This is a genomic window from Mycolicibacter minnesotensis, from assembly GCF_010731755.1.
In the GTDB taxonomy this organism is placed as follows: Bacteria; Actinomycetota; Actinomycetes; order Mycobacteriales; family Mycobacteriaceae; genus Mycobacterium; species Mycobacterium minnesotense.
On sequence record NZ_AP022589.1, the window covers coordinates 1,298,137 to 1,324,021 of the forward strand.

The window sequence follows — 25,885 nt, forward strand, 5'->3', positions numbered from 1 at the left end:
AGGTCACCTCCTGTGATTGGGAGCCTTTCTGCCACCCTGCCGCGCACAGGTTTCAAGATCATTGCGGGACCATTGCCACGTGTTGCGATATTCCTGCCGGAATGCTGACAGCGCGGCGGATCGGCCACATTCGCGCCCGCCGGTGACGATCGCCACACCCGGAACAGCGGCGAAGGTGGTGATCCGGCCCACCGCCAGGTAATCGCGGCGCGAATGGGGTACTTGTCGAAGTATGGGTTCCGCCGCCGGCGACACGTTTGGTCAGCAGCTGCCCGACCCCGCAGCGGGCAGCCACGTCGAGGACGGCCGAGTCGAGCACCCAACCGCCGACGACTTCGGCGAAGCTACGGCCCTGCCAGCGGATCCGGCCTGGTTCAAGCGGGCGGTGTTCTACGAGGTGTTGGTACGCGCCTTCTGCGATTCCAACGGCGACGGCATCGGCGACCTGCGTGGCCTGACCGACCAGCTGGATTACCTGCAGTGGCTCGGCGTCGACTGCCTGTGGCTGCCGCCGTTCTACGACTCACCGCTGCGTGATGGCGGCTACGACATCCGAGACTTCTATAAGGTTCTGCCCGAGTTCGGCACCGTCGACGACTTCGTCGCGCTGCTCGACGCCGCACATCGACGCGGTATCCGGATCATCACCGATCTGGTGATGAACCACACCTCCGACACTCACGCGTGGTTTCAGCAGTCCCGCCATGAACCGGACGGTCCCTACGGCGACTACTACGTGTGGAGTGACACCAGCGAGCGCTACGCCGATGCCCGGATCATCTTCGTTGACACCGAAGAGTCGAACTGGACGTTTGATCCTGTTCGGCGCCAGTTCTATTGGCACCGATTCTTTGCGCATCAACCCGATCTGAACTACGACAATCCCGCGGTCGCCGATGCGATGATCGACGTATTGCGATTCTGGCTGGATCTCGGGATCGACGGCTTTCGCCTGGATGCGGTGCCCTACCTCTTTGAGCGCGAGGGAACCAACTGCGAGAACCTGCCTGAGACCCACGAGTTCCTCAAGCGCTGCCGCAAGGTGGTCGACGATGAGTTTCCGGGCAGAGTACTGCTCGCCGAGGCCAACCAATGGCCGACCGACGTGGTCGAATACTTCGGCGACCCGCGCGCCGGCGGCGACGAATGCCATATGGCTTTCCATTTCCCTTTGATGCCACGCATTTTCATGGCGGTCCGCCGAGAATCCCGCTTTCCGATTTCGGAGATACTGGCACAGACACCGGCCATCCCCGACACGGCACAATGGGGAATATTTCTGCGCAACCACGACGAGCTGACGTTGGAGATGGTCACCGCCGACGAGCGCGACTACATGTACGCCGAATATGCCAAAGATCCACGGATGAAGGCGAACGTGGGAATCCGGCGTCGGCTGGCACCGCTGTTGGACAACGACCGCAACCAGATCCAGTTGTTCACGGCACTGCTGCTGTCGCTTCCGGGCTCACCGATCCTGTACTACGGCGACGAGATCGGCATGGGCGACATCATCTGGCTCGGAGACCGTGACGCGGTACGCACACCGATGCAGTGGACACCGGACCGCAATGCCGGCTTCTCCACGGCGAACCCCGGACGTCTGTACCTGCCGCCCATTCAAGACGCCATCTACGGCCACCAGGCTGTCAACGTCGAGGCGCAACGCGATACGTCGGCTTCCCTGCTCAATTGGACCCGCACCATGCTCGCGATTCGACGGCGCTATGACGCGTTCGCGCTCGGCGGATTTCGAGAATTGGGCGGGTCCAACCCCTCCGTGCTGGCCTACGTTCGAGAGGCCTGCGGCGACCGCGCCGACACGGTCCTCTGCGTCAACAACCTGTCACGGTTTCCCCAACCGATCGAACTGAATCTGCAGCACTGGGATGGACACACGCCCACCGAACTGACCGGTTCGGTGGAATTTCCGCGGATCGGGAAACTGCCTTACCTGCTCACCCTGCCCGGACATGGCTTCTACTGGTTTCAGCTGTGTGAGACGAAGGAGGAGATGCCATGACCGGCGGCGGCGAACCGGCGGGGCTGCCGTGGGCGCAATGGCTGCCGACCCGACGCTGGTATGCGGGGCGCAATCGGGCATTGGCCCGCGTCCAGCCCGCCCTGGTGGTGGAGTTGCGCGCCGGAATGGATCTGGTGCTGCTCGACGTCGGCTACGCCGACGGTGCTGCGGAGCGCTATCAGGTGGTGGTGAGCTGGGATGTCGAGCTGGCACCGGAATATGCCCAGATCGCGATGATCGGCGCTACGGACGGCCATATCGGCTACGACGCGCTGTATGACCCCGCAGCGGCACGATTCTTGTTGGCACTCATCGATTCCTCGGCCACCCGTGGTCCGCTCACCTTCACGCCGGAGCCCGATGTGTCGCTGCCGGTGCGCGCCGACTCGCGTGTCTCGGAAGCCGAACAGAGCAACACCAGCGTCATAGCCGAGGAAGAGGTGGTCCTCAAGGTGTTTCGGCGGCTGACCGCCGGTATCAGTCCCGACATCGAATTGAACGCGGTACTGGGGCGTGCCGGCAACCCGCATGTTCCGCGACTGCTGGGTTCCTACCAGGCCGAGCTGCCCGGGGACGCCGGCACGGTCCCCTATTCGCTGGGCATGGTCAGCGAGTACGTGGTGAACTCGGCCGAGGGGTGGGCGATGGCCACCGCCAGCGTGCGTGACCTGTTCGCCGAAGCCGACCTCTACGCCTACGAAGTGGGCGGCGACTTCGCCGGTGAGTCCTACCGGCTCGGCGAGGCGGTCGCGTCGGTCCACCAGACACTGGCCGTCGCCTACGGGACCGCGCAAGCAGACTTCCCGGTTCAGACGCTGTCGCGCAGGTTGGCGGCGACAGCGGCGATGGTGCCCGAAGTCCGCCCGCATATTCCGGCCATCGAACGGCGTTTTGCGGCGTTGGCCGGGCAGCCGGTCATGATGCAGCGCATCCACGGCGATCTTCATCTGGGTCAGGTGTTGCGTACGCCCAACGGTTGGTTGCTGATCGATTTCGAAGGTGAGCCGGGCACGCCCTTGCCGTTGCGAAGCCGTCCCGACTCACCACTGCGCGACGTCGCCGGTGTGCTGCGGTCCTACGAGTACGCCGCGTACGGGAAGCTCGCCGATGTGGCACGGGAGGGGCGCGACCGGCAATTGGCCACCCGGGCCCGCGAGTGGTTGGACCGCTGCCGCAACTCGTTCTGCGACGGGTATGCCGCGGTGTCAGGAGCCGACCCGCGCGACAGTGCGGCCCTACTCGCCGCCTATGAAGTCGACAAAGCCGTCTATGAGGCCGGCTACGAGGCCCGTCACCGGCCGGCCTGGCTACCGATTCCGTTGCGGGCGCTGGCCCGGCTCACCGCCGCATGACTCGGCGCTCCGGCTGTGGCGCCGAAGCGAGCCGAAGCTATCCCCGGGGCAGGCCCAGGAGCCGCTCGGCAGCCAGCGTGAGCAGGATCTGTTCGGTGCCGCCGGCGATCGACAGGCAGCGGGTGTTGAGGAAGTCGTGCACCTCACGCCCCGCCACGATGCCGCCGCCGTCGGCCACATCCATCCGGAACTCCGCGAGTTCCTGGCGGTAACGCACCCCGATCAGCTTGCGCACCGAGGACTCCGAGCCAGGGTCCTGGCCGCCGACGGCGAGCTGGGCGATGCGCTGATCCAGGAGTGAGCCCGCCTGCGCGGCGATGATCAGCCGGGCCAGGCGCTCAGCGGTGGCGGTGTCGGGTTCACGGCCGTCCAGGGCCCGCAGGAGCTCTTCCATCGGGTTGCCCAGCGCGGTACCACCGGCGATCGCCACACGCTCGTTGGCCAGGGTGGTGCGGGCAAGCCGCCAGCCGTCGTTGACGCCACCGACCACCTGCTCATCCGGGACGAATACATCATCGAGGAAGACCTCGTTGAACAATGCCTCGCCGGTGATCTCCCGCAGCGGCCGGATGTCGATACCCTCGGCCGCCATGTCGACCAGGAAGTAAGTGATGCCCTTGTGTTTCGGAGCGTCCGGGTCCGTTCGGGCCAGGCACACACCCCACTGCGAGTCATGCGCCCGCGACGTCCAGACCTTCTGGCCAGTCAGGCGCCAGCCACCATCGACCTTGACCGCCTTGGTGCGCAGCGCCGCCAGGTCAGAGCCGGCACCGGGCTCGGAGAACAGCTGGCACCAGAACACCTCGCCGGACAGGGTGGCCGGGATGAACCGCTCGATCTGTTCGGGCGTGCCGTGTTCGAGAATGGTCGGTGCGGCCCACCACCCGACCACCAGGTCAGGACGCCCGATTCCGGCCGCGGCGAGTTCCTGGTCGATCACCAGCTGCTCGGCCGGTCCAGCACCGCGGCCGTAGGGAGCCGGCCAGTGCGGCGCCAGCAGGCCCGATTCGGCCAGCGCCCGCTGCTGCTCGTCAGCGGGCAGTGCCGCGATGCGGGCCGCCTCCTCGGCAATCTCGGGGCGCACGTCAGTGGCCGCGCCATCCGCGCCCAGATCGACCTCGAGCCGCCGACGCACTCCGTCGCGGGTCAGCGCGGCGGTGCGGCGCAGCCAACGCTCGGGCCCGCCGAGCGCCTGCCCGATGCCGTAGGCCCGGCGCAAATAGAGGTGCGCGTCGTGCTCCCAGGTGATGCCGATGCCGCCGAGCACCTGAATGCAGTCCTTGGCGTTGGCCTTGGCCGCGTCGATGCAGATGGCAGCCGCCACCGCGGCCGCGATCGCGAACTGCTGGCCATCGGGGTCCGATGCGGCGCGGGCCGCGTCGGCGGCCGCCACCGCGGCCTGGTCTGCCCGGCACAGCATTTCGGCGCAGATGTGCTTGACGGCCTGGAAGCTGCCGATCGGTTTGCCGAACTGCTCCCGCACCTTGGCGTAGTCGACAGCGGTCTGCAGCGCCCAGCGGGCGACCCCGGTCGCCTCGGCGGCCAGCACCGTGACCACGAGATTCTCCACCCGCTGACCGGCGTCCACCCGTACCGCGGGAGCCGCCGACAGCGTCACCTTGGCCAGTGGCCGGGAGAAGTCCGTCGCCGCCAACGGCTCGACATCGACACCGTCGGCGCCGGCGTCCACCAGCACCCAGTCGTCACCGGCAGGAAGGAGCAGCAGCCCGTCGGCGGTGGCGCCGAGGACTCGCTCGGCGGTGCCGGAGGCCTGGCCGGACGCGGAGTCGAAGCTCACCGCGACTGCGGAGGTGTCGGTGGCGACACCGGCGATGCGCTCACCGGCCGCCAGAGCCTCGGCCAGCTGCGGATCGGTGACCACCAGGGTGGCCAGCGCGGTGGTCGCCACCGGTCCGGGGACCAGGGCTTTGGCGGCCTCATCGACCATCGCGCAGAGGTCTTCGAGTCGCCCGCCGGCCCCACCGAACTCCTCGGGTACTGCGACGCCAAACAGCCCCAAGTCGGCCAGACGCGTGAAAACGGTTCGCCAGGAGTCGGTTTCGCCCAGTTCGACGGCCCGAATCGCTTCGGTGGTGCCCGCCGCGGCGGCCCAGTCGCGGACCAGCTCGCGGGCAGCGAGCTGTTCGTCGTTGATGGTCACGGACACGCTGGTCTCCTCCGGGTCGAGACGGCTTGAGATGAGGCGGGTCACGAACGTCCCCACCAACCACTAGAACGTGTTCTAATAGTGCCAGCGTCAGGGCGTCAAGTCGAACCGTTATGGCTGGACACGTTGGGTCTGGGCGATATCGGAAGTACGAGATTCAGATCGACGGAGGGAGCCGCGCAGCACATGTCGTCATCAGCTGAGGGCACCGCGGGCCGCGGATCGTCGCACTCTCCGCGCGAGATCGTCAACGTCGCTGTGCTGACCGAATCCGACCTCGGCTCCGAAGCGCAGCGCGAACGGCGCAAGCGCATCCTGGATGCCACCCTGGCGATCGCCTCCAAGGGAGGGTATGACGCGGTGCAGATGCGCGCGGTCGCCGACCGCGCGGACGTGGCCGTGGGGACCCTGTACCGCTACTTCCCGTCTAAGGTCCACCTGTTGGTGTCGGCGATGGGTCGGGAGATCGCGCGGGTAGACACCAAGACCGACCCGGTGACCTATGCATCAACCTCCCGCCACCAGCGCCTGAACCTGGTGGTCAACAAGCTCAATCGCGCCATGCAGCGCAACCCACTGCTCACCGAGGCCATGACTCGGGCCTACGTCTTCGCCGACGCCTCGGCAGCCGGTGAGGTCGATCATGTCCAGAAGCTCATCGACTCGATGTTCGCCGGGGCGATGAGCGATGGCGAACCGACCGAGGAGCAGTACCACATCTCGCGGGTGATCTCGGATGTGTGGCTGTCCAACCTGCTGGCCTGGCTGACTCGGCGGGCGTCGGCGAGCGACTTCAGTACGCGGCTGGATCTGGCTGTCCGCCTGCTGATCGGCGACGACGACAGCCCCAAGGTCTAGACCCAGGTCTTTAGCTCGATGCGCACGGGTGCCGGAGGTGCAGAACCGGTGACCGGCGTCGCGGCCGAGCCGATTCCGCGCCGTTTGGCGCATGCCCTGGACCTGCTGAATTTCACCCTGGCCGACGTTCGAGACGGGCTGGGCCCGTACCTGTCGGTGTACCTCCTGGTGACCCACCATTGGGACCAGGGGTCGATCGGTCTGGTGATGGCGATCGGCGGCATCGCCGCGGTCGTGGCACAGACCCCGGTGGGCGCGCTGGTCGACCGGACCACCGCCAAACGAGCATTGCTGGTCGTCGGTGCGCTGGCGGTCACGGCGGCGGCTTTGGCGATGCCCCTGTTCCCCGGTTTCTACAGCGTCGCGGCCCTGCAGTTGCTGACCGGCATCGCAGGCTCGGTGTTCGCACCGGCGCTGGCCGCGATCACCCTCGGCGTGGTGGGTCCGCGGATGTTCGCGCGGCGGCTCGGCCGCAATGAATCCTTCAATCACGCCGGCAATGCCGTGACGGCGGCCGCTACCGGTGCCCTGGCCTACTTCTACGGACCGATCGTGGTGTTCTGGATGTTGGCCGCCATGGCAGCGCTGAGCGTGGTGGCCACCCTGCGGGTCCCCGAATCGGCGATCGACCACGACGTGGCCCGCGGCATGGACCACTTGGCCGGCGAAGCCCATCCGCAGCCGTCGGGATTCGCCGTGTTGCTGCGCAACCGGCACTTGCTGGTGTTCGGCGCGACGGTGATGATGTTCCATTTCGCGAATGCGGCCATGCTGCCGTTGGTCGGCCAGGAACTGGCTCTGGTCAACACCGAGGTGGGCACCGCATTGATGGCGGCGTGCATCGTGGCAGCGCAGCTGGTGATGGTTCCGGTGGCCTATCTGACGGGCTCCAAAGCCGATGTCTGGGGCCGCAAGCCGATCTTTCTGGTGGGATTCGCGGTCCTGACGATGCGCGGCCTGCTCTACCCGGTCTGGGACAACTCCTACTGGCTGGTCGGGGTGCAGTTGCTCGACGGGGTGGGCGCCGGGATCTTTGGTGCACTGTTCCCGCTGGTGGTGCAGGACGTCACGCATGGGACCGGCCGATTCAACGTGAGCCTGGGCGCGATCACCGCGGCCTGCGGTGTCGGTGCCGCATTGTCGAACTTCATCGCCGGGCATATCGTGCTGGCCGCGGGCTACAACGTGGCGTTCCTGGCGCTGGCCGGGGTCGCCGCGGCAGGCTTCGTGCTCTACCTGACCGCGATGCCGGAGACGGCCGGAACCAGCGGCCGCACCGTGCCCCCGCTAGCCTGAGCGAATGCGCCTCAAGCTCGGCCGCCCCGACATCGGCCGGTACGCCGACCGCTTCGACGTCGCACCCGCGCAACAAGACGCGCCGTTGTCGGTGACATGGCTGGGCGTGACCACCTTGCTGGTCGACGACGGGTCCTCGGCGCTGATGACCGACGGCTACTTCTCTCGCCCCAGCCTCGCGCGGGTGGCCTTGCGCAAGGTAGCACCGTCGGCCGCCCGTATCGATGGCTGCCTGGCTCGGGCCGGAGCTCGGCGGTTGGCCGCGGTGATACCCCTGCACTCCCACATCGATCACGCACTGGACTCCGCGGTGGTCGCCGAGCGCACCGGGGCGGTGCTGGTGGGCGGTGAGTCGACCGCCAATGTGGGCCGGGGCCAAGGACTCCCGGAGGACCGCTTGATCGTGGCCATCCCCGGTGCACCAATCACATTGGGCGCATACGAGGTGACCCTGATCGAGTCGCGGCACTGCCCACCGGACCGATTCCCCGGTGCCATCACCAACGCGGTGGTTCCGCCGGTCAAGGCCTCTGCCTACAAATGCGGCGAGGCGTGGTCGGCGCTGGTGTCGCATCAGAGCTCAGGACGCAACCTGCTGATCATGGGCAGTGCCGGATTCGTCCCGGGGGCGCTGGCCGGCCGCAGCGCCGACGTGGTCTATCTGGGCATCGGCCAGCTCGGCATTCAGCCACGGCAGTATCTGATCGACTACTGGGATGAGACGGTACGCGCCGTCGGCGCTTCCACCGTCGTGCTGACCCACTGGGACGACTTCTTTTCACCCTTGTCGAAACCGTTGCGCGCCTTGCCCTATGCCGGCGACGACCTCCACGCCACCATGCGGGTGCTCACCGAACTGGCCGAGACCGACGGCGTGGGACTGCACCTGCCCACCGTGTGGCGCCGTGAGGATCCGTGGGCCTGAACCTGACTCTCGCCCTGGTACTGCTTGCCGTGGTGCTGGGCTTCGCGGTGGCCCGCCCCCGTGGCTGGCCGGAGATGTTCGCAGCGGTGCCGGCAGCCGCGATCCTTGTTGCCACCGGGTCGATCTCGATGCATGACGCATTCGCCGAAGCCGCCAACCTGATGCACGTCGTAGTGTTCCTGGGCGCGGTGCTGGTGCTGGCGCAGCTCTGCGACGACGAGGGGCTGTTCGAGGCGGCCGGCGCAGCGATGGCCCGCGCCGACGTCGGCCCACCGCACCATCTGCTGCGCCGCGTCTTCGTGATCGCCGCCGGCCTGACCGCGGTGTTGAGCCTGGACGCCACCGTGGTGCTGCTGACACCGGTAGTGCTGATGATGGCCCGCCGCCGTCACGCGCCGATACGCCCGCACGCGTACGCGACCGCTCATCTGGCGAACACCGCGTCACTGCTGTTGCCGGTGTCCAACCTGACCAACCTGCTGGCTTTCCAACAGGCCGGCCTGTCCTTCGTGAAGTTCACCGCGTTGATGGCAGCGCCTTGGGTGGCCACCACGGCGGTGGTGTACCTGATATTCCGAGTGTTTTTCCGGGCCGATCTTCGGGCCACTCCAGTGCATCAGCATGCCGGGCCACCACCGCCGGTCCCGGTGTTCGTGCTGGTGGTGCTTGGACTGACATTGGCGGGCTTCGTGGTCGCCGAGACAGTGCACATACCGGCGGCGTGGGCGGCTGTCGCCGGGTCCGCCGTGCTGGGTATCCGGGGTCTGGTGCAACGACGCAGCACCGCGGCAGGGATTGTGCGGGCCGCCAACCCGGGCTTCCTGGTGTTCGTGCTGGCACTCGGCGTGGTGGTGCGTGCCGTCGTCGACAACGGGCTGGGAGATCGGATGGCGATGCTGCTGCCCCAAGGTTCCGGCCTGCTGGCGCTGCTGGGAATCGCGTCGGTGGCCGCGGTACTGGCCAACGTCGTCAACAATCTTCCCGCGACCCTGGTGCTGGTCCCGCTGGTGGCATCGAGCGGACCGCTCGCGGTACTGGCCGTACTGATCGGGGTCAACATCGGCCCAAACCTGAGCTACACCGGTTCGCTGTCAAATCTGTTGTGGCGCCGAGTGCTACGTCGCTACCACGTTCCGGCCGGAGTAGGCGAATACACCCGGTTGGGACTGTGCACCGTCCCAGCCACCGTGCTGGTCGCGGTACTGGCGCTGTGGGCCGGGGCGCAACTGATGGGGATCTAGCTGACCTTGTAAGCCCGCGGCAGCGGCATACCCAGCTCGGCCAGCACTGCCCGCAACCGGCTCGGATAGTCGGTGATCAGGCCGTCGACCCCGGCGGCGATCTGCTGCCGCATCGCGTCGGCCTCGTTGACCGTCCACGGGATGACTCGGAGCCCAGCCGCGTGCGCTCGTCTCACGAAGGCTTCGTCCACCACCGCATAGTCCGGAGACACCACATCGGCGCCGACGGAAGCCGCCCCGAAGATCGGGTCGGGTCCCTCCTCCCACAGGGCGACCAGAGGAATAGCAGGTTCGGCGGTGCGCACCATCGACAGGGTGCGCCAGTCGAAGCTCTGGATCTCGACTGCGTCCAGCTTGCCGGCGGCGCGCACCTCCGCCAGGATCACGTCGACGAGCTGCTGCTGGTTGTCGGCATCGACCTTGGTCTCGATGTTATAGCGGACGCCGGTATGGCCGGCCAACGCGAAAACCTCAGGAAGAGTTGCGAACACATTGCCGGACACCACTTCGGCGTCGGGAAATTCCGCAAGCAGGTGTCCACAGTCCAGCGTGCGGATCTGAGCCAGGGTGAGTTCGGCGACCCGCCTTCCCACGTAGGGGAAGGCGGGGTCGCCGGCGAACGCCGGCCCCGTGTCTGTGCACTTACGCGGCTCGATCACCGGGTCGTGCCAGACCACTGGCTGGTGGTCACGCGTGAGCACGATATCCAATTCCAGGGTGCTGACCCCGAGCTCGATCGCCTTGGCGAAGGCGCGCAGCGATTCTTCGGTGGTCTCGCCCCGTCCACCGCGGTGGGCCTGCAGATCAAAGTCTGCAGGCAACGCATTCACCGACGACAAAGGTCCCCCTATCGCCATCGTCAACGCCGTCACCGCGACGGCGATGCCGCGAATCACCGCCGTTGACGGGCAATCTCGGCCAACACCACCCCGGCAGCCACTGAGGCGTTGAGCGACTCGGTAGGCCCGGACATCGGGATCGACACGATACCGTCGCAGTTCTGCCGAACGAGGCGCGACAATCCCTTGCCCTCGGAGCCGACCACCAGCACCATCGGGCCCGACCCGTCCAGGTCGTCGACCATGGTGTCGCCGCCGGCGTCCAGGCCGACGATCTGCAGACCACGGTCGGCCCACGCTTTAAGCGTTTGGTTCAGATTGGGCGCCCGCGCGATCGGAACACGGGCTGCCGCACCGGCACTGGTGCGCCAGGCCACCGCTGTCACCGACGCCGAGCGGCGTTGCGGGATCACAACACCGTGTCCGCCGAACGCCGCCACCGATCGCACGATGGCGCCGAGATTGCGCGGATCGGAGATATTGTCCAAGGCGACCAGCAGCGCCGGCGCGGCGTCCTGACGTGCGGCGGCCAGCAGATCGTCGGGATGGGCGTAGTTGTAGGGCGGGACTTGAAGTGCGATGCCCTGATGCAGACCGTTGGTGGTCATCTTGTCCAAATCGGACCGCGGGACTTCCAGGATCGGCAGCCCGGAATCAGCCGCTCGGGTTACCGATTCGGTCAGCCGCTCGTCAGCCTCAGCACCCAGCGCCACATACAGCGCCGTGGCCGGGATGCCGGCGCGCAGGCACTCCAGTACCGGGTTGCGGCCCAGTACGGTTTCGCTCTCGTCGGCCCGCTTGGTCGTCCGGTAGGCGCGCTGTTTCGCCGCGCGCTTGGCCGCCTTGGCTGCCGGGTGATACTCCCGCTGGTGCGCCGGCGGAGTCGCGCCACGGCCTTCAAGTCCACGGCGGCGCTGACCGCCGGAGCCGACCGTCGGCCCCTTCTTGGTGCCGGGCTTGCGCACCGCACCTTTGCGTTTGGAATTTCCTGCCATCTATTCCGCCCCCTCGACCAGTAGCGACCACTGCGGGCCGTCCCCAGTGTCGGTGACGTCGATGCCGGCATCTTTGAGCCTGCAGCGAATCTCGTCCGCCAATTGCCAATCCCGTTCCGCACGAGCCGTTGCCCGGCGTTCCAATTCAGCGCGCACCAGAACGTCGACCGCGGCCAGTGCCGCCGAGGTCTCGTCGCGCGATTCCCAGCGCTCATTGAGCGGGTCACAGCCCAGCACATCCATCATGGCGCGGATCGCGCCGGCAGCGGCCAGCGCGCCCTCGTGGTCGCCCGAGTCCAGCGCGCGATTGCCCTCGGCTCGCGTGCGGTGCACCTCGGCCAGTGCGATCGGAACCGCCAGATCGTCATCGAGCGCGGCGGCGAACCGCGGCGTCCAGGTGGTGGGATGCACCGCACCCACCCGGCTGCGCACCCGATGCAGGAACTCCTCGATGCCGACGTAGGCGTTGACAGCGTCGCGCAGCGCGTTCTCGGAGAACTCGAGCATCGACCGGTAGTGCGCACTGCCCAGGTAATAGCGCAGCTCGGCGGGCCGGACCCGCTGGAGCACCGCCGACATCGACAACACATTGCCCAGCGACTTGCTCATCTTCTCGCCGCCCAGGGTGACCCAGCCGTTGTGCAGCCAATAGTTCGCGAAGCCGTCCCCGGCCGCACGGCTCTGCGCGATCTCGTTCTCGTGGTGCGGGAAGACCAGGTCCATGCCGCCGCAGTGAATGTCGAACTCGGTACCCAGGTACGTGCGGGCCATCGCCGAGCACTCCAGATGCCAGCCCGGACGGCCCGGCCCCCAGGGGGTGGGCCAACTGGGCTCCCCGGGCTTGGCGCCCTTCCAGAGCGTGAAGTCGCGCGGATCGCGCTTTCCGGTGGCGACCCCTTCGCCCTGGTGGACATCGTCGATCCGGTGCCCGGAGAGCTGGCCGTAGTCGGGGTAGCTGAGCACGTCGAAGTACACGTCGCCACCGCCGGTGTAGGCATGCCCCGTCTCGATCAGGCGCTCAATCAGCTCGACCATCTGGGTGATGTGGCCGGTGGCGCGCGGCTCCACCGACGGCGGCAGCACTCCCAGGGCGTCGTACGCGGCGGTGAATTCGCGTTCGTGGGTGGCTGCCCACTCCCACCAGGGCCGGCCCGCTGCAGCGGCCTTGGTGAGGATCTTGTCGTCGATATCGGTCACGTTGCGCACAAAGGCCACGTCGAAGCCGCGTGCGGCCAGCCACCGGCGCAGAACGTCGAATGCGACGCCGCTGCGGACGTGCCCGATATGGGGCGCGGCCTGCACGGTGGCACCACAGAGATAGATAGACACCTGGCCGGGCCGCAGCGGGACGAAGTCACGCACGGCGCCGGTTGCCGTGTCGTGTAGCCGCAGGCTGGGGCGATCGGTCACGACGGGCCAGCTTACCGGGCGGCGAGGACGTGACCGCCACACCCGCCACCGCCGGGTGGTCGCCGGGGCTCCTGCCGACCGCCGTATCGGTGGACAGGGGGTGTGACGTGGCATATATTGCGGCAGTGAGTAAACGTCTGGTGGCAGCCTCAGGAGCGTTCTTGGCTGCGGTCGCATTTGTGGGTAGCGCGACCGCCTACGCCGAGGAGCCGAACAACAACCAGAACCAGGCGCAGCCGCAGCCGGCCGAGGTTATGGCGGCAACCACATACAACGAGCCGACTGCCAACCCGAACCACCTGGACACCGAGGCCGCCGCGCTGCCCGCCGAGCACACCCAGGCGATGCAGGACGCCCAGCAGGACGCGCAGTCCGAGCAGCAGCGCCAGCAGGCCGAGGCGCAGGCCGAGGCAGTTGCCGGCGGCGCTGCTGGCGGGATGGGCGCCAGTCAGGCCAGCGCGATGGGTAGCCAGATCGCCATGTCGCTGGCGATGATGTCGCCGATGGTCGTAATGATGGCTCCGTCGCTGATCATGCCGTTGTTGAGCATGTTCTCGACCTCGGCCCCGAAGGCCGTGCCCACGGACGTCGAAGCTTTGGGCGCCGCCGCCACCGACCCCTTCAACACCAACGCGTTGCCCGGCTCGGCCGCGGCCACCGACTTCTTCAACAGCGCGGACACCGGTTCAGCTGGCGACAGCCTGTTGAGCAACTCGGCCGCTGAACTGTTCAGCACGAGCTCCGCAACCGACCTGTTCGGCAGCAGCTCGGACGCCGACCTGCTCAGCAGTGCGACTATCACCGACCTGCTCAGCAGCTCGGCTGCCACCACGGAAGCCCTCGCGTTGCCCGAACTTCCGGTGGAGGCGCTCCCCGCGCCTGACCTTACGGACGCCTTCGCGACACCCGCCCTCCCGCTGGAGGCCCTCCCCACGCCTGACCTTACGGACGCCCTCGCGACGCCCGCCTTCCCCGTGGACCTCACTCCCTCCATGGATCTGCCTTTCAGCCTCGCCGACATCGACTTCTCATCGAGCGTGGACCCGGGCATTCTGGACCCGACCCTGCTGACCGACCCCGGCTTAGAGCTCCTCGGCAGTGTTGGTTCCGGCACCGCTGATTTGGCCGCCGGCACCGCTGATTTGGCCGCCGGCAGCGCTGGTTTGGCCGCCGATGCGGCCGCTGCCGCTGCTGCTGCGGCCGCCGATGTCGCCGCCGATGCGGCAGCCCAGACCGCCGGAGACACCGCAGTCTTGGTTGCCGACGCCATCCCGGAACTCGCGGGCAGCGCTGTCGAGACCGGAGTGAAGCTCGGCACGGACCTCGGACTGTGCCTGGCCCTGCTCATCTTCGGTGGCTGCAACTAAGCAGGCACGACAAGAGCGGTAGCCACCGCGGCAAGGCCTTCACCCCGACCGGTGAGCCCCAGTCCGTCGGTGGTGGTTGCCGATACCGAGACCGGTGCGCCCAGCAGTTCCGACAAGAGCTGCTGGGCTTCGGCACGTCTGGGGCCCACTTTCGGCCGGTTGCCAATCACCTGCACCGCGGCGTTCCCGACAATAAATCCGCTCGCGCCGATCAAGTCGCGCACGTGGGCCAGCATCACAGCACCGGTTACTCGTGCCCAGCGGGGCTCGTCGACGCCGAAAACCGCTCCGAGGTCCCCCAGGCCCGCCGCGGAGAGCAGCGCGTCACACAGAGCGTGTACGGCCACGTCTCCGTCGGAGTGCCCGGAGCAGCCGTCGGCGTCGGGGAACAACAGTCCCAGTAGCCAGCAGGGCCGGCCTGCCTCGATCGGGTGTACATCGGTGCCCAGCCCCACTCGCGGCAGTGCTGTCACTGACCCACCACAGCCTTGGCCAGCACCGCATCCAACGGGGTGGTGATCTTGAAGGCCAGCGGATCGCCTTCGACGACGTGCACCTGCGCCCCGATGTGCTCGACCAATGACGAGTCATCGGTGAACTGAACGCCTTCAGGAGCCTGCTGGTAGGCACGCAACAACAGATCTGCGGCGAAGCCCTGCGGCGTCTGCACCGCTCGCAATCCGGCGCGCTCCGGCGTGCCCAGTACCGTGCCGTTGGCGTCGACGGCCTTGATGGTGTCGGTCACCGCAACTGCCGGAACCACAGCGCGATGCCCAGCACGCAAGGCCTCGACTACGCGGACCACTAGGCCCGGTGGCGTCAATGCGCGTGCGGCGTCATGGACTAGCACGAAGTCCGGTTCACCAGCGCTTGCCAGGGCAAGCCGGACGGATTCGGCACGGTCAGCACCGCCGGCTACGACGGTCGCGGACTGGCCGAGAATCAGCGTGGCCTCGTCGGTGAATCCCGGCGGCACTGCCACCACCACCTGATCGACGACGCCAGAACTTCGGAGCGTGGCTACGGCACGCTCGACCAGCGTCTGAGCACCGAGAAGAAAGAATGCCTTAGGCCGGCCGGCGCCTAGGCGCAGACCGGCGCCCGCAGCCGGAACGACGGCTACTGTGCTTGGCACTGAAGCTCCCGCGACTTGGCAATGCCAGCGTCAGGATGCCGCGGCCAGCACCTCGTCGAGAATGATCTCGGCCTTGGCGTCATCGGTGTTCTCGGCCAGGGCCAGCTCGCCGACCAGGATCTGCCGCGCCTTGGCCAGCATCCGCTTCTCACCTGCGGAGAGACCGCGCTCCTGGTCGCGACGCCACAGGTCGCGAACGACCTCGGCTACCTTGTGCACGTCTCCGGAGGCCAGCTTCTCCAGGTTGGCTTTGTACCGACGCGACCAGTTGGTCGGTTCCTCGGTGTGCGGGGCCCGCAACACCTGGAAGACCTTGTCCAGGCCCTCTTGGCCGACAACGTCACGCACACCGACATACTCGGCATTGTCAGCGGGAACTCGGACGGTGAGATCGCCCTGCGCCACCTTGAGGACCAGATATTCCTTCTGCTCGCCTTTGATGGTCCGGGTTTCAATCGCCTCGATCAACGCTGCACCGTGGTGTGGATATACGACGGTGTCTCCGACCTTGAAGATCATCTGATTTGAGCCCCTTTCGCTACCCCATGCTAACACGGCGTCACAACACTCGACCAACAACGGTGCAGGTCAGGGGCACTGCAGCCACAGAAGGGGGGTTGACAGCACCTCGGAAGCGTGCTGGGTAAACGCCAACGAGAGCCTGATCAGGGCTGGTCGGCGGGGGTCCTGACGGACCCGTGGCCCTGAGCTACCGCGCCGGAATGGTTGCTACTACAGTGCATAGTCAAAAGCCGCGACAGCCGAGCAGGAGACCATACGTGAACTCGTTCAGCAGGGCCGTCAACAGGGCTGCGATCGCACTGGTCGCTGCGGCGACACTCGCCGGTTGCGGTACCGGCCAGATCTCCCAGACCGCTGACCAGGCCTCGGCGGTCAATGGCGCTTCGGCCACCGTCGGCGACCTGGCGCTGCGCGACGTGCGCATCCAGGCGACCCAGACCGGTGATGCACTCGAGCCCGGCCAGACCGTCGACCTGGTATTCGTGGTCAGTAACCAGTCGCCGGACACCGACGACGAGCTGACCGAGATCAAGACGTCCGTCGGCAAGGTGTCACCACTGACCGGCGGCAAGACCGTGCCCGTAGGCGGTGTCCTCGTGGTCAGCGCCCCGGCCGGCCCCGACCTGCCGACGGCACCCGCCGCCAAGGCACTGCCCGAGGTGGCCAACGCCAACACTGCTACGGCCACGGTGACGCTGGACAAGCCGATCCGCAACGGGCTGACCTATGACTTCACCTTCGACTTCAAGAAGGCCGGCTCGGTCACCCTGGACGTGCCGATTTCGGCCGGCCCGCTCTCCCACCACTGACGCCCAACGTCGCGCTGTCCCTGTCGGACCCACCCGATACGGTCTGCGAGTGGCCAAGGCACGTTCACTCTTTCGCTGTTCGGAATGCGGCAATACCTGCGCGAAGTGGCTGGGCCGCTGCCCGGAGTGCGGTAGTTGGGGCGGCATCGATCCGGTAGGTGAAGCAGCCCTTCCCGCCGGCGGCTTACGGCCTGCGGCGCCGGCGAGGCCTGCGGTTCCGCTCACTTCGATCGAGGCCGGCCGAGCACGCCCGGCCTCGACCGGCGTCACCGAACTCGACCGCGTGCTGGGCGGTGGGCTGGTCCCCGGCTCAGTCACGCTGTTGGCTGGTGATCCCGGGGTCGGCAAATCCACTCTGTTGCTCGATGTCGCCCACCGCTGGGCCTTGGCGGGACGGCGGGCACTGTATGTGTCCGGGGAGGAGTCCGCAGGCCAAATCAGGCTGCGCGCCGAGCGCACCGGATGCAGCCATGACGAGATCTATCTGGCCTCCGAATCCGACCTGCAGACCGTGCTGGGCCACATCGAGGCGGTGCGGCCCACCTTGCTGGTGGTGGATTCGGTGCAGACCGTCGCCGCCGCCGACACCGACGGCGTTGCCGGCGGCGTCACTCAGGTGCGGGCGGTCACGGCCGCACTGACGGCGGCCGCCAAGAGTGCCGACGTGGCGCTGATCCTGGTCGGACACGTCACCAAAGACGGCGCGATCGCCGGCCCCCGTTCACTGGAGCATCTGGTGGACGTGGTGTTGCACTTCGAGGGCGACCGTAACTCGGTGCTGCGGATGGTGCGCGCGGTCAAGAACCGCTTCGGCGCCACCGACGAGGTGGGCTGCTTCCTGCTTCGCGACAGCGGCATCGAGGGGATCGCCGACCCGTCCGGTCTGTTCCTGGAGCAGCGCAGCACACCGGTGCCCGGCACCGCGATCACCGTCGCGCTCGACGGAAAACGTCCGCTGATCGGCGAAGTGCAGGCGCTGCTGGCCAAGCCTGCGGGCGGTTCCCCGCGCCGCGCCGTCAGCGGTATCGACCACGCCCGGGCTGCCATGATCACCGCGGTGCTCGACAAGCATGCCGAACTCCCGATCGCGGCCGGCGACATCTACCTGTCCACAGTGGGAGGAATGCGCCTGACCGATCCGTCCACAGACCTAGCCGTCGCAATCGCGCTGGCATCGGCCTATGCGGATCTCCCCCTGCCGGCGACCACCGTAGTGGTGGGAGAAGTAGGCCTGGCCGGTGACCTGCGCCCGATCAGTGGCATGGATCGGCGCCTCGCCGAGGCCGCCCGGTTGGGATTCACCACGGCTTTGACTCCACCGGGCGTCCCGGAAACCGTCGGGGGTCTTCGTACGGTTCCAGCCGCCAACATCGTTGCGGCGCTGCACCATCTGGTGGAGATCGCTGATCGGCGCGGCGGTCCTGTGGCTCCGCCGCAGTTACTGGATCGAAGCTAAAGCAACCCGGCGGCTAGCGAGGCTCGACGCAGGAGAGAAGAAGCTGGGCCGTCGAATCAACCCGGCGATCAGTTGCCCGGCAGCGGCGCATCCGGCAGGGGCATGTCCTGCGGCGGCGGTGGTGCGTCCGGCGAAGGCTCGATCAGCATGAACGGAACCGTCGCAGACCGTAGATTGCCGAGTTGAACCACGAGATTGTAGGTACCGGGACCTATCGGCTGCCGCGGCAACGGGCACTGCGGGGCCGAACCCATTCCGGTCCACGTCACCGTCGTGGTCACCTGCTCGCCGGGGTCAAAAGTCTTCACCAGGGTCTCGTTAGACGGCGCGCAGTCCAAGTTCGACCACAACCGCTGGTTGTCCAGCGAGTAGACGTAGGCGGCCAGCACCGCAGCGCCCACATCGCGCTTGCAGGCCACCAACCCGATGTTGGTGACGACCATGGTGAACTGCGGTTGTTCGCCCACCGTGTACTGCGGACCCGTCAGACCCTTGACGGCCAGCGTCGAGTCCGGGCAGTCATCGCCCTCTTTGAGCACAGGCGGCGGGATCACCGCAGCGGTCGGGGTCGGCGACGGGGGTGGCGCCTGCTCTGCAGGCGCCACCACGGGCGTCTTGACCTCTTCCGGGGAGGAGTTCTGTGGCTTGGAGTGCTGCGCGGCGGCCTTTTTACCGTCGGCATTGTCGGCACCGGCGCCGCTGTGCATGACGCCGAAGATGATGGCCGACACCACGGCAATCACGATGAGCGCAATGCCCAGCGCGAGACCACGTCGTCGCCAATAGATCTGCGAAGGCAGCGGACCCTGCGGTTCCAAATCGAGCACGTTCTCACGGTAGGACGACCTCACCGTGAGTTGTTCGACCCTCCGCGGCGTGTCGTAGCCGCGTTGTGACCTTCGGCGACTAATCGGTGCCGTAGTCGCCGATGTCGCCCAGGTGATTACGCGCCGAAACACGTCCATCGGCCAAGTGATAGGTGGCGCCGACAATCGCCAGCGAACCCGACTTGATCCGCTCAGCGATGGCCGTGGACCGGCCGGCCAGCTGCGCCACCGTCTCGGTGACGTGCCGGGCCTCGAACTCGTCGACGGCGGTCAGGCCATCACGACGGCCCAACAGGATCGACGGCGTGACCCGCTCGACGATGTCGCGCAGGTAGCCCCCGGGCACCGCCCCGCCGTCCAATGCGGCCAGCGTCGCCTTAACCGCACCGCAGCTGTCGTGGCCCAGCACCACGATCAGCGGAACGTTGAGCACCTCCACCGCGAACTCGATCGAACCCAACACCGCCGCATCGACCACGTGGCCGGCGGTACGGACCACGAACATGTCGCCTAGGCCCTGGTCGAAGATCAGCTCGGCAGCAACCCGGCTGTCGCCACAGCCGAACACCACCGCGGTGGGTTTCTGGCCGGCGGCCAGTGCGGCTCGACGTGCGACATCCTGGCTGGGGTGGCTGGGCTGGCCTGCGACGAAGCGCTCGTTACCCTCTTTAAGTGCTTTCCATGCTGAAATCGGGTTTGAGTTAGGCATGGGGGATATTCTGCCTGTGAATCGAACGCCGTGCTCGGGCAGGATCGAAGTTCACGATCTGTTCAACTGGTTCACGTCTGCCGAGCGCGACCTTCCCTGGCGGGCGGGTGACGTCACCCCGTGGCAGATCGTGGTCAGTGAGTTCATGTTGCAGCAGACGCCGGTTGCCCGGGTCCTGCCGGTCTGGCCGGACTGGATCGCACGGTGGCCGACACCCTCGGCGACTGCGGCAGCCAGTCAGGCCGATGTGCTGCGGGCGTGGGGCAAGCTCGGCTACCCCCGCCGCGCCAAACGGCTCCACGAGTGCGCCGCGGTGATCGCGCGAGATTTCGCCGACACGGTCCCCGACGATGTCGACACCCTCGAGCAGTTGCCCGGGATCGGCAGCTACACCGCGCGGGCGGTGGCCTGCTTTGCCTACCGCAAACCGGTACCGGTAGTCGACACCAATGTGCGGCGGGTGGTGGCTCGTGCGGTGCATGGGCATGCTGACGCCGGAGCTCCGTCGGCCAAGCGTGATCATGCCGACGTCGCCGCTCTGCTCCCCGGGCCAGAGCAGGCCGCCCGATTCTCCGCGGCCCTGATGGAGTTGGGCGCCATCGTGTGCACCGCACGTGCGCCACACTGCGATCAGTGCCCGCTGCGACACAGCTGTCGCTGGCGACTGGACGGTTCGCCGGCGTCCACCGCACCCAAGCGCCCAACGCAGCGTTATGCCGGTACCGACCGGCAGGTACGTGGTCGACTGCTGGATGTGTTGCGCGACAACCCCGTTGCGGTCACGCGGGCCGACCTAGACGTGGCTTGGACGGTGGATGTGGTCCAACGCGAACGCGCGTTGACCTCCCTGCTGCAGGACGGGCTGGTGGAAGAGCTCGCCGATGGCCGGTACGCGCTGCCCGGTCAGGACAGGAACGATTCGACAGCCTCGCGGTAGAGCTGTGGCGCGTCGTCATGCACCAGATGCCCGGCCTCGGGTACGTGCAGATAGGTGCTGTCCTGCGCGATGCGGTGCATTTCGCGCATCTGGCCCGGTGGGGTCACCGAGTTGCCTGCCTCGATGAGGAGCGTCGGGGCACGCACGGCGCGCCACTGGTCCCAGTAGTCGCGGGTGCCCCACTCGGCAGCGATCTGCAACCACCACTCAGGTCGACCGTGCAACCGCCATCCGGTCTCCGTGCGATCGAAGGCTTCCAGGAAGTAGCGCCCGGCGATGTCGCCGAACTCGGCAATCACCTGTTCAGCGCTGCCGAACTCGACCGGAAGGGCATGCACCCAGGGCTCCCACGGACCGGTGGTGCGGCCCTGGAAATCCGGCGCCATATCCTCGACCACCAGCGCCGAGACCAGTTCGGGATGACGGGCAGCCAGACACCACGAGTGCAGCCCGCCCATCGAGTGACCGATCAGGCCCACCGGGCCCGTCAGCTGCTCCACCGCGGTGGCCAGGTCGGTGACGAAGCGTTCGGTGGAGATCGGCTGGAAGTCGGGGGCATCGCGGCCGCGATGCCAGGGTGCGTCGTAGGTGTAGACAGCCCCCAGCCGGGAAAGCCATGGCAGCTGCCGCGGCCAGGTGGTGCCGCGGCCCATCAGCCCGTGGACCAGCACCAGCGGCGCGCCATGCCCGCCGCGGTAAGTCAGCAGCTCGGTCGACGCGGTCTCCACTCGGGGCACGGTAGCCTAGGCCTCATGTCAGTGGTGAAGATCAATGCAATCGAGGTGCCTGCCGACGCCGGTCCCGAACTGGAGAAGCGGTTTGCCAACCGCGCGCACGCGGTGGAGAACCAACCGGGCTTTCTTGGCTTCCAGCTGCTGCGCCCGATCAAGGGTGATGACCGCTACTTCGTCGTGACCCATTGGGAGTCCGACGAGGCGTTCCAGGCCTGGGCACAGGGCCCCGCCGTTGAAGCCCACGCCGGCCAGCGGGCCAAGCCGGTGGCAACCGGGGCATCGTTGCTGGAGTTCGAGGTAGTGCTTGACGTTGCCGGAACCGCCGCACAGGGCTAGCCGATGAGGCGACCGCTGGCCGCCTGGGTGGTGACGGCGACGTTGGCCGCCGCGACTTCTGGCTGCGCCCCTTCTCCGGCAGCACCTGCCGACGGCACTGACGGCGGCGTGACCATTTCGACCACGACCCCGCCCGGCCTGCGGGCCAAGCAGACCATGGACATGCTGAACTCCGATTGGCCGATCGGGCCGATCGGAGTTGCGACCCTGGCCACACCGGACAAGGTCGAACAAGTCGTCACGACCATGGAATCGCTGTGGTGGGACCGCCCTTTCCACCTCGACAGCGTCGACATTCGGGCCGCCGAGGCCACCCTGCACCTGACGACGTCCTACGGCGCCCGTCAGGACATTCGGATCCGCACCGACGACAACGGCCTGGTCAACCTCTTCAAGCCGTCTACCGAGGCCCCTGAGATCCATTCCTGGCATGACGTCGACGCGGTGCTGAGCCGAACCGGTGCCCGCTACTCCTACCAAGCCTCCCGCGTAGACGGTGGCGTCTGCACACCGGTCGCCGGCACGAACACCGCCCAATCCCTGCCGTTGGCATCGATTTTCAAGTTGTACGTGCTGCTGGCTGTGTCCAACGAGGTGAAGGCGGGGCGGGTCTCATGGGACGACCCGCTGACCATCACCGGCCGTGCCAAGGCAGTAGGTTCATCGGGTCTGGAAGAGCTGCCCGACGGCGCCCACGTCTCAGTGCGTAGGGCCGCCGAGAAGATGATCGCCACCAGCGACAACATGGCAACTGATCTGTTGATAGGGCGGGTGGGCACGCGGGCGGTCGAGGAGGCGTTGGCCGCGGCCGGCCACCATGACCCAGCGAGCATGACGCCGTTTCCCACCATGTACGAATTGTTCTCCGTGGGCTGGGGCAAGCCGGACCTGCGGGAGCAGTGGCAGCAAGGCTCGGCGCAGGAGCGGGCAAAGCTGCTCAAGCTAGCCGATTCCCGACCCTATGAGCCGGATCCGATCCGCGCGCACGTGCCGGCGTCGGCCTACGGCGCCGAGTGGTACGGCAGCGCCGAGGACATCTGCCGAGTGCACGTGGCGCTGCAGGCGGGCGCCGTGGGTAGGGCCGCACCGGTGCGAGAGATCCTGTCCGCGGTTCGCGGCATCGACCTGCCCCGCGCCGAGTGGCCCTATATCGGCGCCAAGGCCGGCGGTCTGCCCGGCGACCTGACGTTCAGCTGGTACGCCGTCGACCAGGGTGGCCAGCCATGGGTGGTCAGCTTCCAGTTGAACTGGCCACGCGACCATGGCAAGAGTGTGGGCAGCTGGATGCTGCAGGTGGCCAAGCAGGCATTCGGCCTGCTGCCAACGCCGCACTAGCGGCGAGCAGTCACGAAAGCCCCCAATTCCTTACGGAAAAGGGGGCTTTCGCGACTGCTCGGCAACTACTCCCCGGTGGGGGCACCCGCCTTGGCCAGGTCGGAGGCCTCCGGCGCCGGCTTCGGGCCACCGGCGAAGGTGAAGACCGCGTTCTCGTGCGGGCCCTCTCCGTCCCAGTTCTCGACGTCGACGGTGACCAGCTGGCCGGGGACGAGTTCTTCGAACAGGATCTTCTCCGAGAGCTGGTCCTCGATCTCGCGCTGGATGGTGCGCCGCAGCGGACGCGCACCCAGCACCGGGTCGAAGCCGCGCTTGGCCAACAAGGACTTGGCGTTGTCGGTCAGCGCGATATCCATGTCCTTGGCCTTGAGCTGCTTGGCCACCCGGCCGATCATCAGATCGACCATCTCGATGATCTCTTCCCTGGTGAGCTGGTGGAAGACGATGATGTCATCGATACGGTTGAGGAACTCCGGGCGGAAGTGCTTCTTGAGCTCATCGTTGACCTTGAGCTTCATCCGCTCGTAGTTGTTCTCGCCGCCGCCCTGGGTGAACCCGAGTCCGACAGCCTTGGAGATGTCGGATGTGCCCAGGTTGGACGTGAAGATCAGCACGCAGTTCTTGAAGTCGACCGTGCGGCCCTGACCGTCGGTGAGACGACCGTCCTCGAGAACCTGCAACAGGCTGTTGTAGATCTCGGCGTGGGCCTTCTCGATCTCATCGAACAACACCACCGAGAACGGCTTGCGCCGCACCTTCTCGGTGAGCTGACCACCCTCTTCGTAGCCGACGTAGCCCGGAGGGGCACCGAACAGCCGCGACGCGGTGAAGCGGTCGTGGAACTCGCCCATGTCGATCTGGATGAGCGCGTCGTCATCGCCGAACAGGAACTCCGCCAGCGCCTTGGACAGCTCGGTCTTACCGACACCGGACGGGCCGGCGAAGATGAACGAGCCCGAGGGCCTCTTGGGGTCCTTCAACCCGGCACGAGTACGACGGATCGCCCTGGAGACGGCCTTGACGGCGTCCTCCTGGCCGATGATCCGCTTGTGCAGCTCGTCTTCCATGCGCAGCAGGCGGGTGGTCTCGGCCTCGGTAAGCTTGAACACCGGAATGCCGGTCCAGTTGCCCAGCACCTCGGCGATCTGCTCATCATCGACCTCGGCAACGACGTCCAAATCACCCGAACGCCATTGCTTCTCGCGCTCCGCGCGCTGAGCGACGAGCTGCTTCTCCCGATCCCGCAGGCTGGCCGCCTTCTCGAAGTCCTGCGCATCGATCGCCGACTCCTTCTCGCGACGGGCGTCGGCGATCTTCTCGTCGAACTCGCGCAGGTCCGGCGGTGCGGTCATCCGGCGGATCCGCATCCGCGCACCCGCCTCGTCGATCAGGTCGATCGCCTTGTCCGGCAGGAAGCGGTCGTTGATGTAGCGGTCGGCCAGGGTGGCCGCGGCCACGATCGCCGAGTCACTGATCGAGACCCGGTGGTGAGCCTCGTAACGGTCCCGCAGGCCCTTGAGGATCTCGATGGTGTGCTCCACGGTGGGCTCACCGACCTGCACCGGCTGGAAACGGCGCTCCAGAGCGGCGTCCTTCTCGATGTACTTGCGGTACTCATCGAGGGTCGTGGCGCCGATGGTCTGCAGCTCACCGCGAGCCAGCTTGGGTTTGAGGATCGAGGCCGCGTCGATAGCGCCCTCGGCCGCGCCCGCACCCACCAGAGTGTGCAGCTCGTCGATGAACAAGATGATGTCGCCGCGGGTGTTGATCTCTTTGAGAACCTTCTTCAGTCGCTCCTCGAAGTCACCGCGGTAACGGCTTCCGGCCACCAGCGAACCCAAGTCCAGGGTGTAGAGCTGCTTGTCCTTCAGCGTCTCGGGCACCTCACCGGCCACGATGGCCTGCGCCAGGCCCTCCACCACGGCGGTCTTGCCGACACCAGGCTCACCGATCAGCACCGGGTTGTTCTTGGTGCGACGGGACAAGACCTGCATGACCCGCTCGATTTCCTTCTCGCGGCCGATCACCGGGTCGAGCTTGCCCTCCATGGCAGCGGCAGTCAGGTTGCGGCCGAACTGGTCGAGCACCAACGAGGTGGACGGTGAGCCGGCCTCGCCGCCCCGTCCCCCGGTGCCGGCTTCGGCGGTCTCCTTGCCCTGGTAGCCGCTCAGCAGCTGGATCACCTGCTGACGCACCCGGGTCAGGTCAGCGCCGAGCTTGACCAGAACCTGCGCGGCGACGCCCTCACCCTCACGGATCAGGCCGAGCAGAATGTGCTCGGTGCCGATGTAGTTGTGGCCGAGCTGCAGCGCCTCACGCAGGCTGAGCTCAAGCACCTTCTTGGCGCGCGGAGTGAACGGGATGTGCCCGGACGGCGCCTGTTGGCCCTGCCCGATGATCTCTTCAACCTGGCTGCGCACGCCCTCCAGAGAGATACCCAGGGACTCCAGCGACTTGGCGGCCACGCCTTCGCCCTCGTGGATCAGGCCAAGCAGGATGTGCTCGGTCCCGATGTAGTTGTGGTTGAGCATCCGGGCCTCTTCCTGGGCCAGGACGACAACCCTGCGGGCACGGTCGGTAAATCTTTCGAACATCGGCGGCTACCTGCTCTC

At 67.1% G+C, this 25,885-nt stretch carries 23 protein-coding genes; 12 read left to right on the forward strand and 11 right to left on the reverse strand.

Annotated features, from left to right (window positions below; all coding sequences use genetic code 11):
• Window positions 1-232: 232 nt before the first annotated feature.
• Window positions 233-2,023 carry a maltose alpha-D-glucosyltransferase gene (gene treS, locus G6N09_RS06195; RefSeq protein ID WP_083027514.1) on the forward strand — a complete coding sequence of 597 codons (1,791 nt, stop codon included), beginning with the start codon at window positions 233-235 and terminating at the stop codon, window positions 2,021-2,023.
• A complete protein-coding gene (locus G6N09_RS06200; protein ID WP_083027515.1) occupies window positions 2,020-3,375 on the forward strand; it encodes a maltokinase N-terminal cap-like domain-containing protein in 1,356 nt (451 codons plus the stop codon). The genes treS and G6N09_RS06200 overlap by 4 nt, the downstream gene beginning before the upstream one ends.
• Window positions 3,376-3,412: 37 nt before the next feature.
• On the opposite strand, the gene G6N09_RS06205 is transcribed toward G6N09_RS06200, so the two are convergent.
• Window positions 3,413-5,542: an acyl-CoA dehydrogenase family protein gene (locus G6N09_RS06205; protein WP_083027528.1), complete on the reverse strand. Its 2,130-nt coding sequence runs from the start codon at window positions 5,540-5,542 to the stop codon at window positions 3,413-3,415.
• 186 nt (window positions 5,543-5,728) lie between these two features.
• Here G6N09_RS06205 and kstR point away from each other — a divergent pair, with 186 nt between their 5' ends.
• The 4 genes from kstR to G6N09_RS06225 are packed head-to-tail and all read left to right on the forward strand — an operon-like array spanning window position 5,729 to window position 9,862.
• On the forward strand, window positions 5,729-6,400 hold the full coding sequence (gene kstR / locus G6N09_RS06210) for a cholesterol catabolism transcriptional regulator KstR (RefSeq protein WP_083027516.1): 672 nt from the start codon (window positions 5,729-5,731) through the stop codon (window positions 6,398-6,400).
• A 48-nt stretch (window positions 6,401-6,448) separates the two neighbouring features.
• Window positions 6,449-7,696 (forward strand): MFS transporter, encoded by a 1,248-nt coding sequence (locus G6N09_RS06215; protein ID WP_234807098.1) that lies wholly within the window; start codon window positions 6,449-6,451, stop codon window positions 7,694-7,696.
• 4 nt (window positions 7,697-7,700) lie between these two features.
• Window positions 7,701-8,621 (forward strand): MBL fold metallo-hydrolase, encoded by a 921-nt coding sequence (locus G6N09_RS06220; protein WP_083027518.1) that lies wholly within the window; start codon window positions 7,701-7,703, stop codon window positions 8,619-8,621.
• Window positions 8,618-9,862 (forward strand): SLC13 family permease, encoded by a 1,245-nt coding sequence (locus G6N09_RS06225; RefSeq protein WP_083027529.1) that lies wholly within the window; start codon window positions 8,618-8,620, stop codon window positions 9,860-9,862. The genes G6N09_RS06220 and G6N09_RS06225 overlap by 4 nt, the downstream gene beginning before the upstream one ends.
• Here G6N09_RS06225 and G6N09_RS06230 read toward each other — a convergent pair.
• Genes G6N09_RS06230 through cysS form a run of 3 tightly spaced genes read right to left on the reverse strand, consistent with a single transcriptional unit; the run spans window position 9,859 to window position 13,106 of the window.
• A complete protein-coding gene (locus G6N09_RS06230; protein ID WP_083027530.1) occupies window positions 9,859-10,719 on the reverse strand; it encodes a glycerophosphodiester phosphodiesterase family protein in 861 nt (286 codons plus the stop codon). The genes G6N09_RS06225 and G6N09_RS06230 overlap by 4 nt on opposite strands.
• Window positions 10,720-10,754: 35 nt before the next feature.
• Window positions 10,755-11,696, reverse strand: coding sequence for a 23S rRNA (guanosine(2251)-2'-O)-methyltransferase RlmB (gene rlmB / locus G6N09_RS06235; RefSeq protein ID WP_083027519.1), 942 nt, complete (start codon window positions 11,694-11,696; stop codon window positions 10,755-10,757).
• A complete protein-coding gene (cysS, locus tag G6N09_RS06240; RefSeq protein WP_083027520.1) occupies window positions 11,697-13,106 on the reverse strand; it encodes a cysteine--tRNA ligase in 1,410 nt (469 codons plus the stop codon).
• Between the two features lie 125 nt (window positions 13,107-13,231).
• On the opposite strand from cysS, the gene G6N09_RS06245 reads away from it, so the two are divergent.
• Entirely contained in the window at window positions 13,232-14,473 is a 1,242-nt protein-coding gene (locus G6N09_RS06245) for a hypothetical protein (protein ID WP_083027521.1), read from the forward strand.
• On the opposite strand, the gene ispF is transcribed toward G6N09_RS06245, so the two are convergent.
• The 3 genes from ispF to carD are packed head-to-tail and all read right to left on the reverse strand — an operon-like array spanning window position 14,470 to window position 16,127.
• Window positions 14,470-14,946 (reverse strand): 2-C-methyl-D-erythritol 2,4-cyclodiphosphate synthase, encoded by a 477-nt coding sequence (gene ispF / locus G6N09_RS06250; protein ID WP_083027522.1) that lies wholly within the window; start codon window positions 14,944-14,946, stop codon window positions 14,470-14,472. The genes G6N09_RS06245 and ispF overlap by 4 nt on opposite strands.
• Window positions 14,943-15,608 carry a 2-C-methyl-D-erythritol 4-phosphate cytidylyltransferase gene (gene ispD, locus G6N09_RS06255; protein ID WP_083027523.1) on the reverse strand — a complete coding sequence of 222 codons (666 nt, stop codon included), beginning with the start codon at window positions 15,606-15,608 and terminating at the stop codon, window positions 14,943-14,945. Before ispD ends, ispF begins: the two co-directional genes overlap by 4 nt.
• Window positions 15,609-15,638: 30 nt before the next feature.
• On the reverse strand, window positions 15,639-16,127 hold the full coding sequence (gene carD, locus G6N09_RS06260) for an RNA polymerase-binding transcription factor CarD (RefSeq protein ID WP_083027524.1): 489 nt from the start codon (window positions 16,125-16,127) through the stop codon (window positions 15,639-15,641).
• A gap of 260 nt (window positions 16,128-16,387) precedes the next feature.
• Here carD and G6N09_RS06265 point away from each other — a divergent pair, with 260 nt between their 5' ends.
• Together G6N09_RS06265 and radA are read left to right on the forward strand one after the other, a co-directional pair.
• The gene (locus G6N09_RS06265; RefSeq protein WP_179959879.1) at window positions 16,388-16,939 is read left to right on the forward strand and encodes a copper chaperone PCu(A)C domain-containing protein; all 552 of its coding nucleotides are present in this window, start codon (window positions 16,388-16,390) and stop codon (window positions 16,937-16,939) included.
• 49 nt (window positions 16,940-16,988) lie between these two features.
• On the forward strand, window positions 16,989-18,395 hold the full coding sequence (gene radA, locus G6N09_RS06270) for a DNA repair protein RadA (RefSeq protein WP_083027525.1): 1,407 nt from the start codon (window positions 16,989-16,991) through the stop codon (window positions 18,393-18,395).
• A gap of 68 nt (window positions 18,396-18,463) precedes the next feature.
• On the opposite strand, the gene G6N09_RS06275 is transcribed toward radA, so the two are convergent.
• Window positions 18,464-19,222: a hypothetical protein gene (locus G6N09_RS06275; protein WP_163752689.1), complete on the reverse strand. Its 759-nt coding sequence runs from the start codon at window positions 19,220-19,222 to the stop codon at window positions 18,464-18,466.
• Between the two features lie 79 nt (window positions 19,223-19,301).
• Entirely contained in the window at window positions 19,302-19,931 is a 630-nt protein-coding gene (locus tag G6N09_RS06280; RefSeq protein ID WP_083025959.1) for a carbonic anhydrase, read from the reverse strand.
• Here G6N09_RS06280 and G6N09_RS06285 point away from each other — a divergent pair.
• Window positions 19,930-20,868 (forward strand): iron-sulfur binding domain-containing protein, encoded by a 939-nt coding sequence (locus G6N09_RS06285; RefSeq protein WP_083025961.1) that lies wholly within the window; start codon window positions 19,930-19,932, stop codon window positions 20,866-20,868. The two genes, G6N09_RS06280 and G6N09_RS06285, sit on opposite strands and share 2 nt — an antisense overlap.
• Here the strand turns inward: G6N09_RS06285 and G6N09_RS06290 are convergent.
• Entirely contained in the window at window positions 20,835-21,521 is a 687-nt protein-coding gene (locus G6N09_RS06290) for an alpha/beta fold hydrolase (protein WP_234807023.1), read from the reverse strand. The genes G6N09_RS06285 and G6N09_RS06290 overlap by 34 nt on opposite strands.
• A 99-nt stretch (window positions 21,522-21,620) precedes the next feature.
• Here G6N09_RS06290 and mhuD point away from each other — a divergent pair, with 99 nt between their 5' ends.
• Window positions 21,621-21,938 carry a mycobilin-forming heme oxygenase MhuD gene (mhuD, locus tag G6N09_RS06295; protein ID WP_109558920.1) on the forward strand — a complete coding sequence of 106 codons (318 nt, stop codon included), beginning with the start codon at window positions 21,621-21,623 and terminating at the stop codon, window positions 21,936-21,938.
• Between the two features lie 3 nt (window positions 21,939-21,941).
• Window positions 21,942-23,273, forward strand: coding sequence for a serine hydrolase (locus tag G6N09_RS06300; protein ID WP_083025965.1), 1,332 nt, complete (start codon window positions 21,942-21,944; stop codon window positions 23,271-23,273).
• A gap of 65 nt (window positions 23,274-23,338) precedes the next feature.
• Here the strand turns inward: G6N09_RS06300 and clpC1 are convergent, their stop codons facing one another.
• Window positions 23,339-25,867, reverse strand: a complete 2,529-nt coding sequence (gene clpC1 / locus G6N09_RS06305; RefSeq protein ID WP_083025967.1) for an ATP-dependent protease ATP-binding subunit ClpC — start codon at window positions 25,865-25,867, stop codon at window positions 23,339-23,341.
• Window positions 25,868-25,885: the final 18 nt, after the last annotated feature.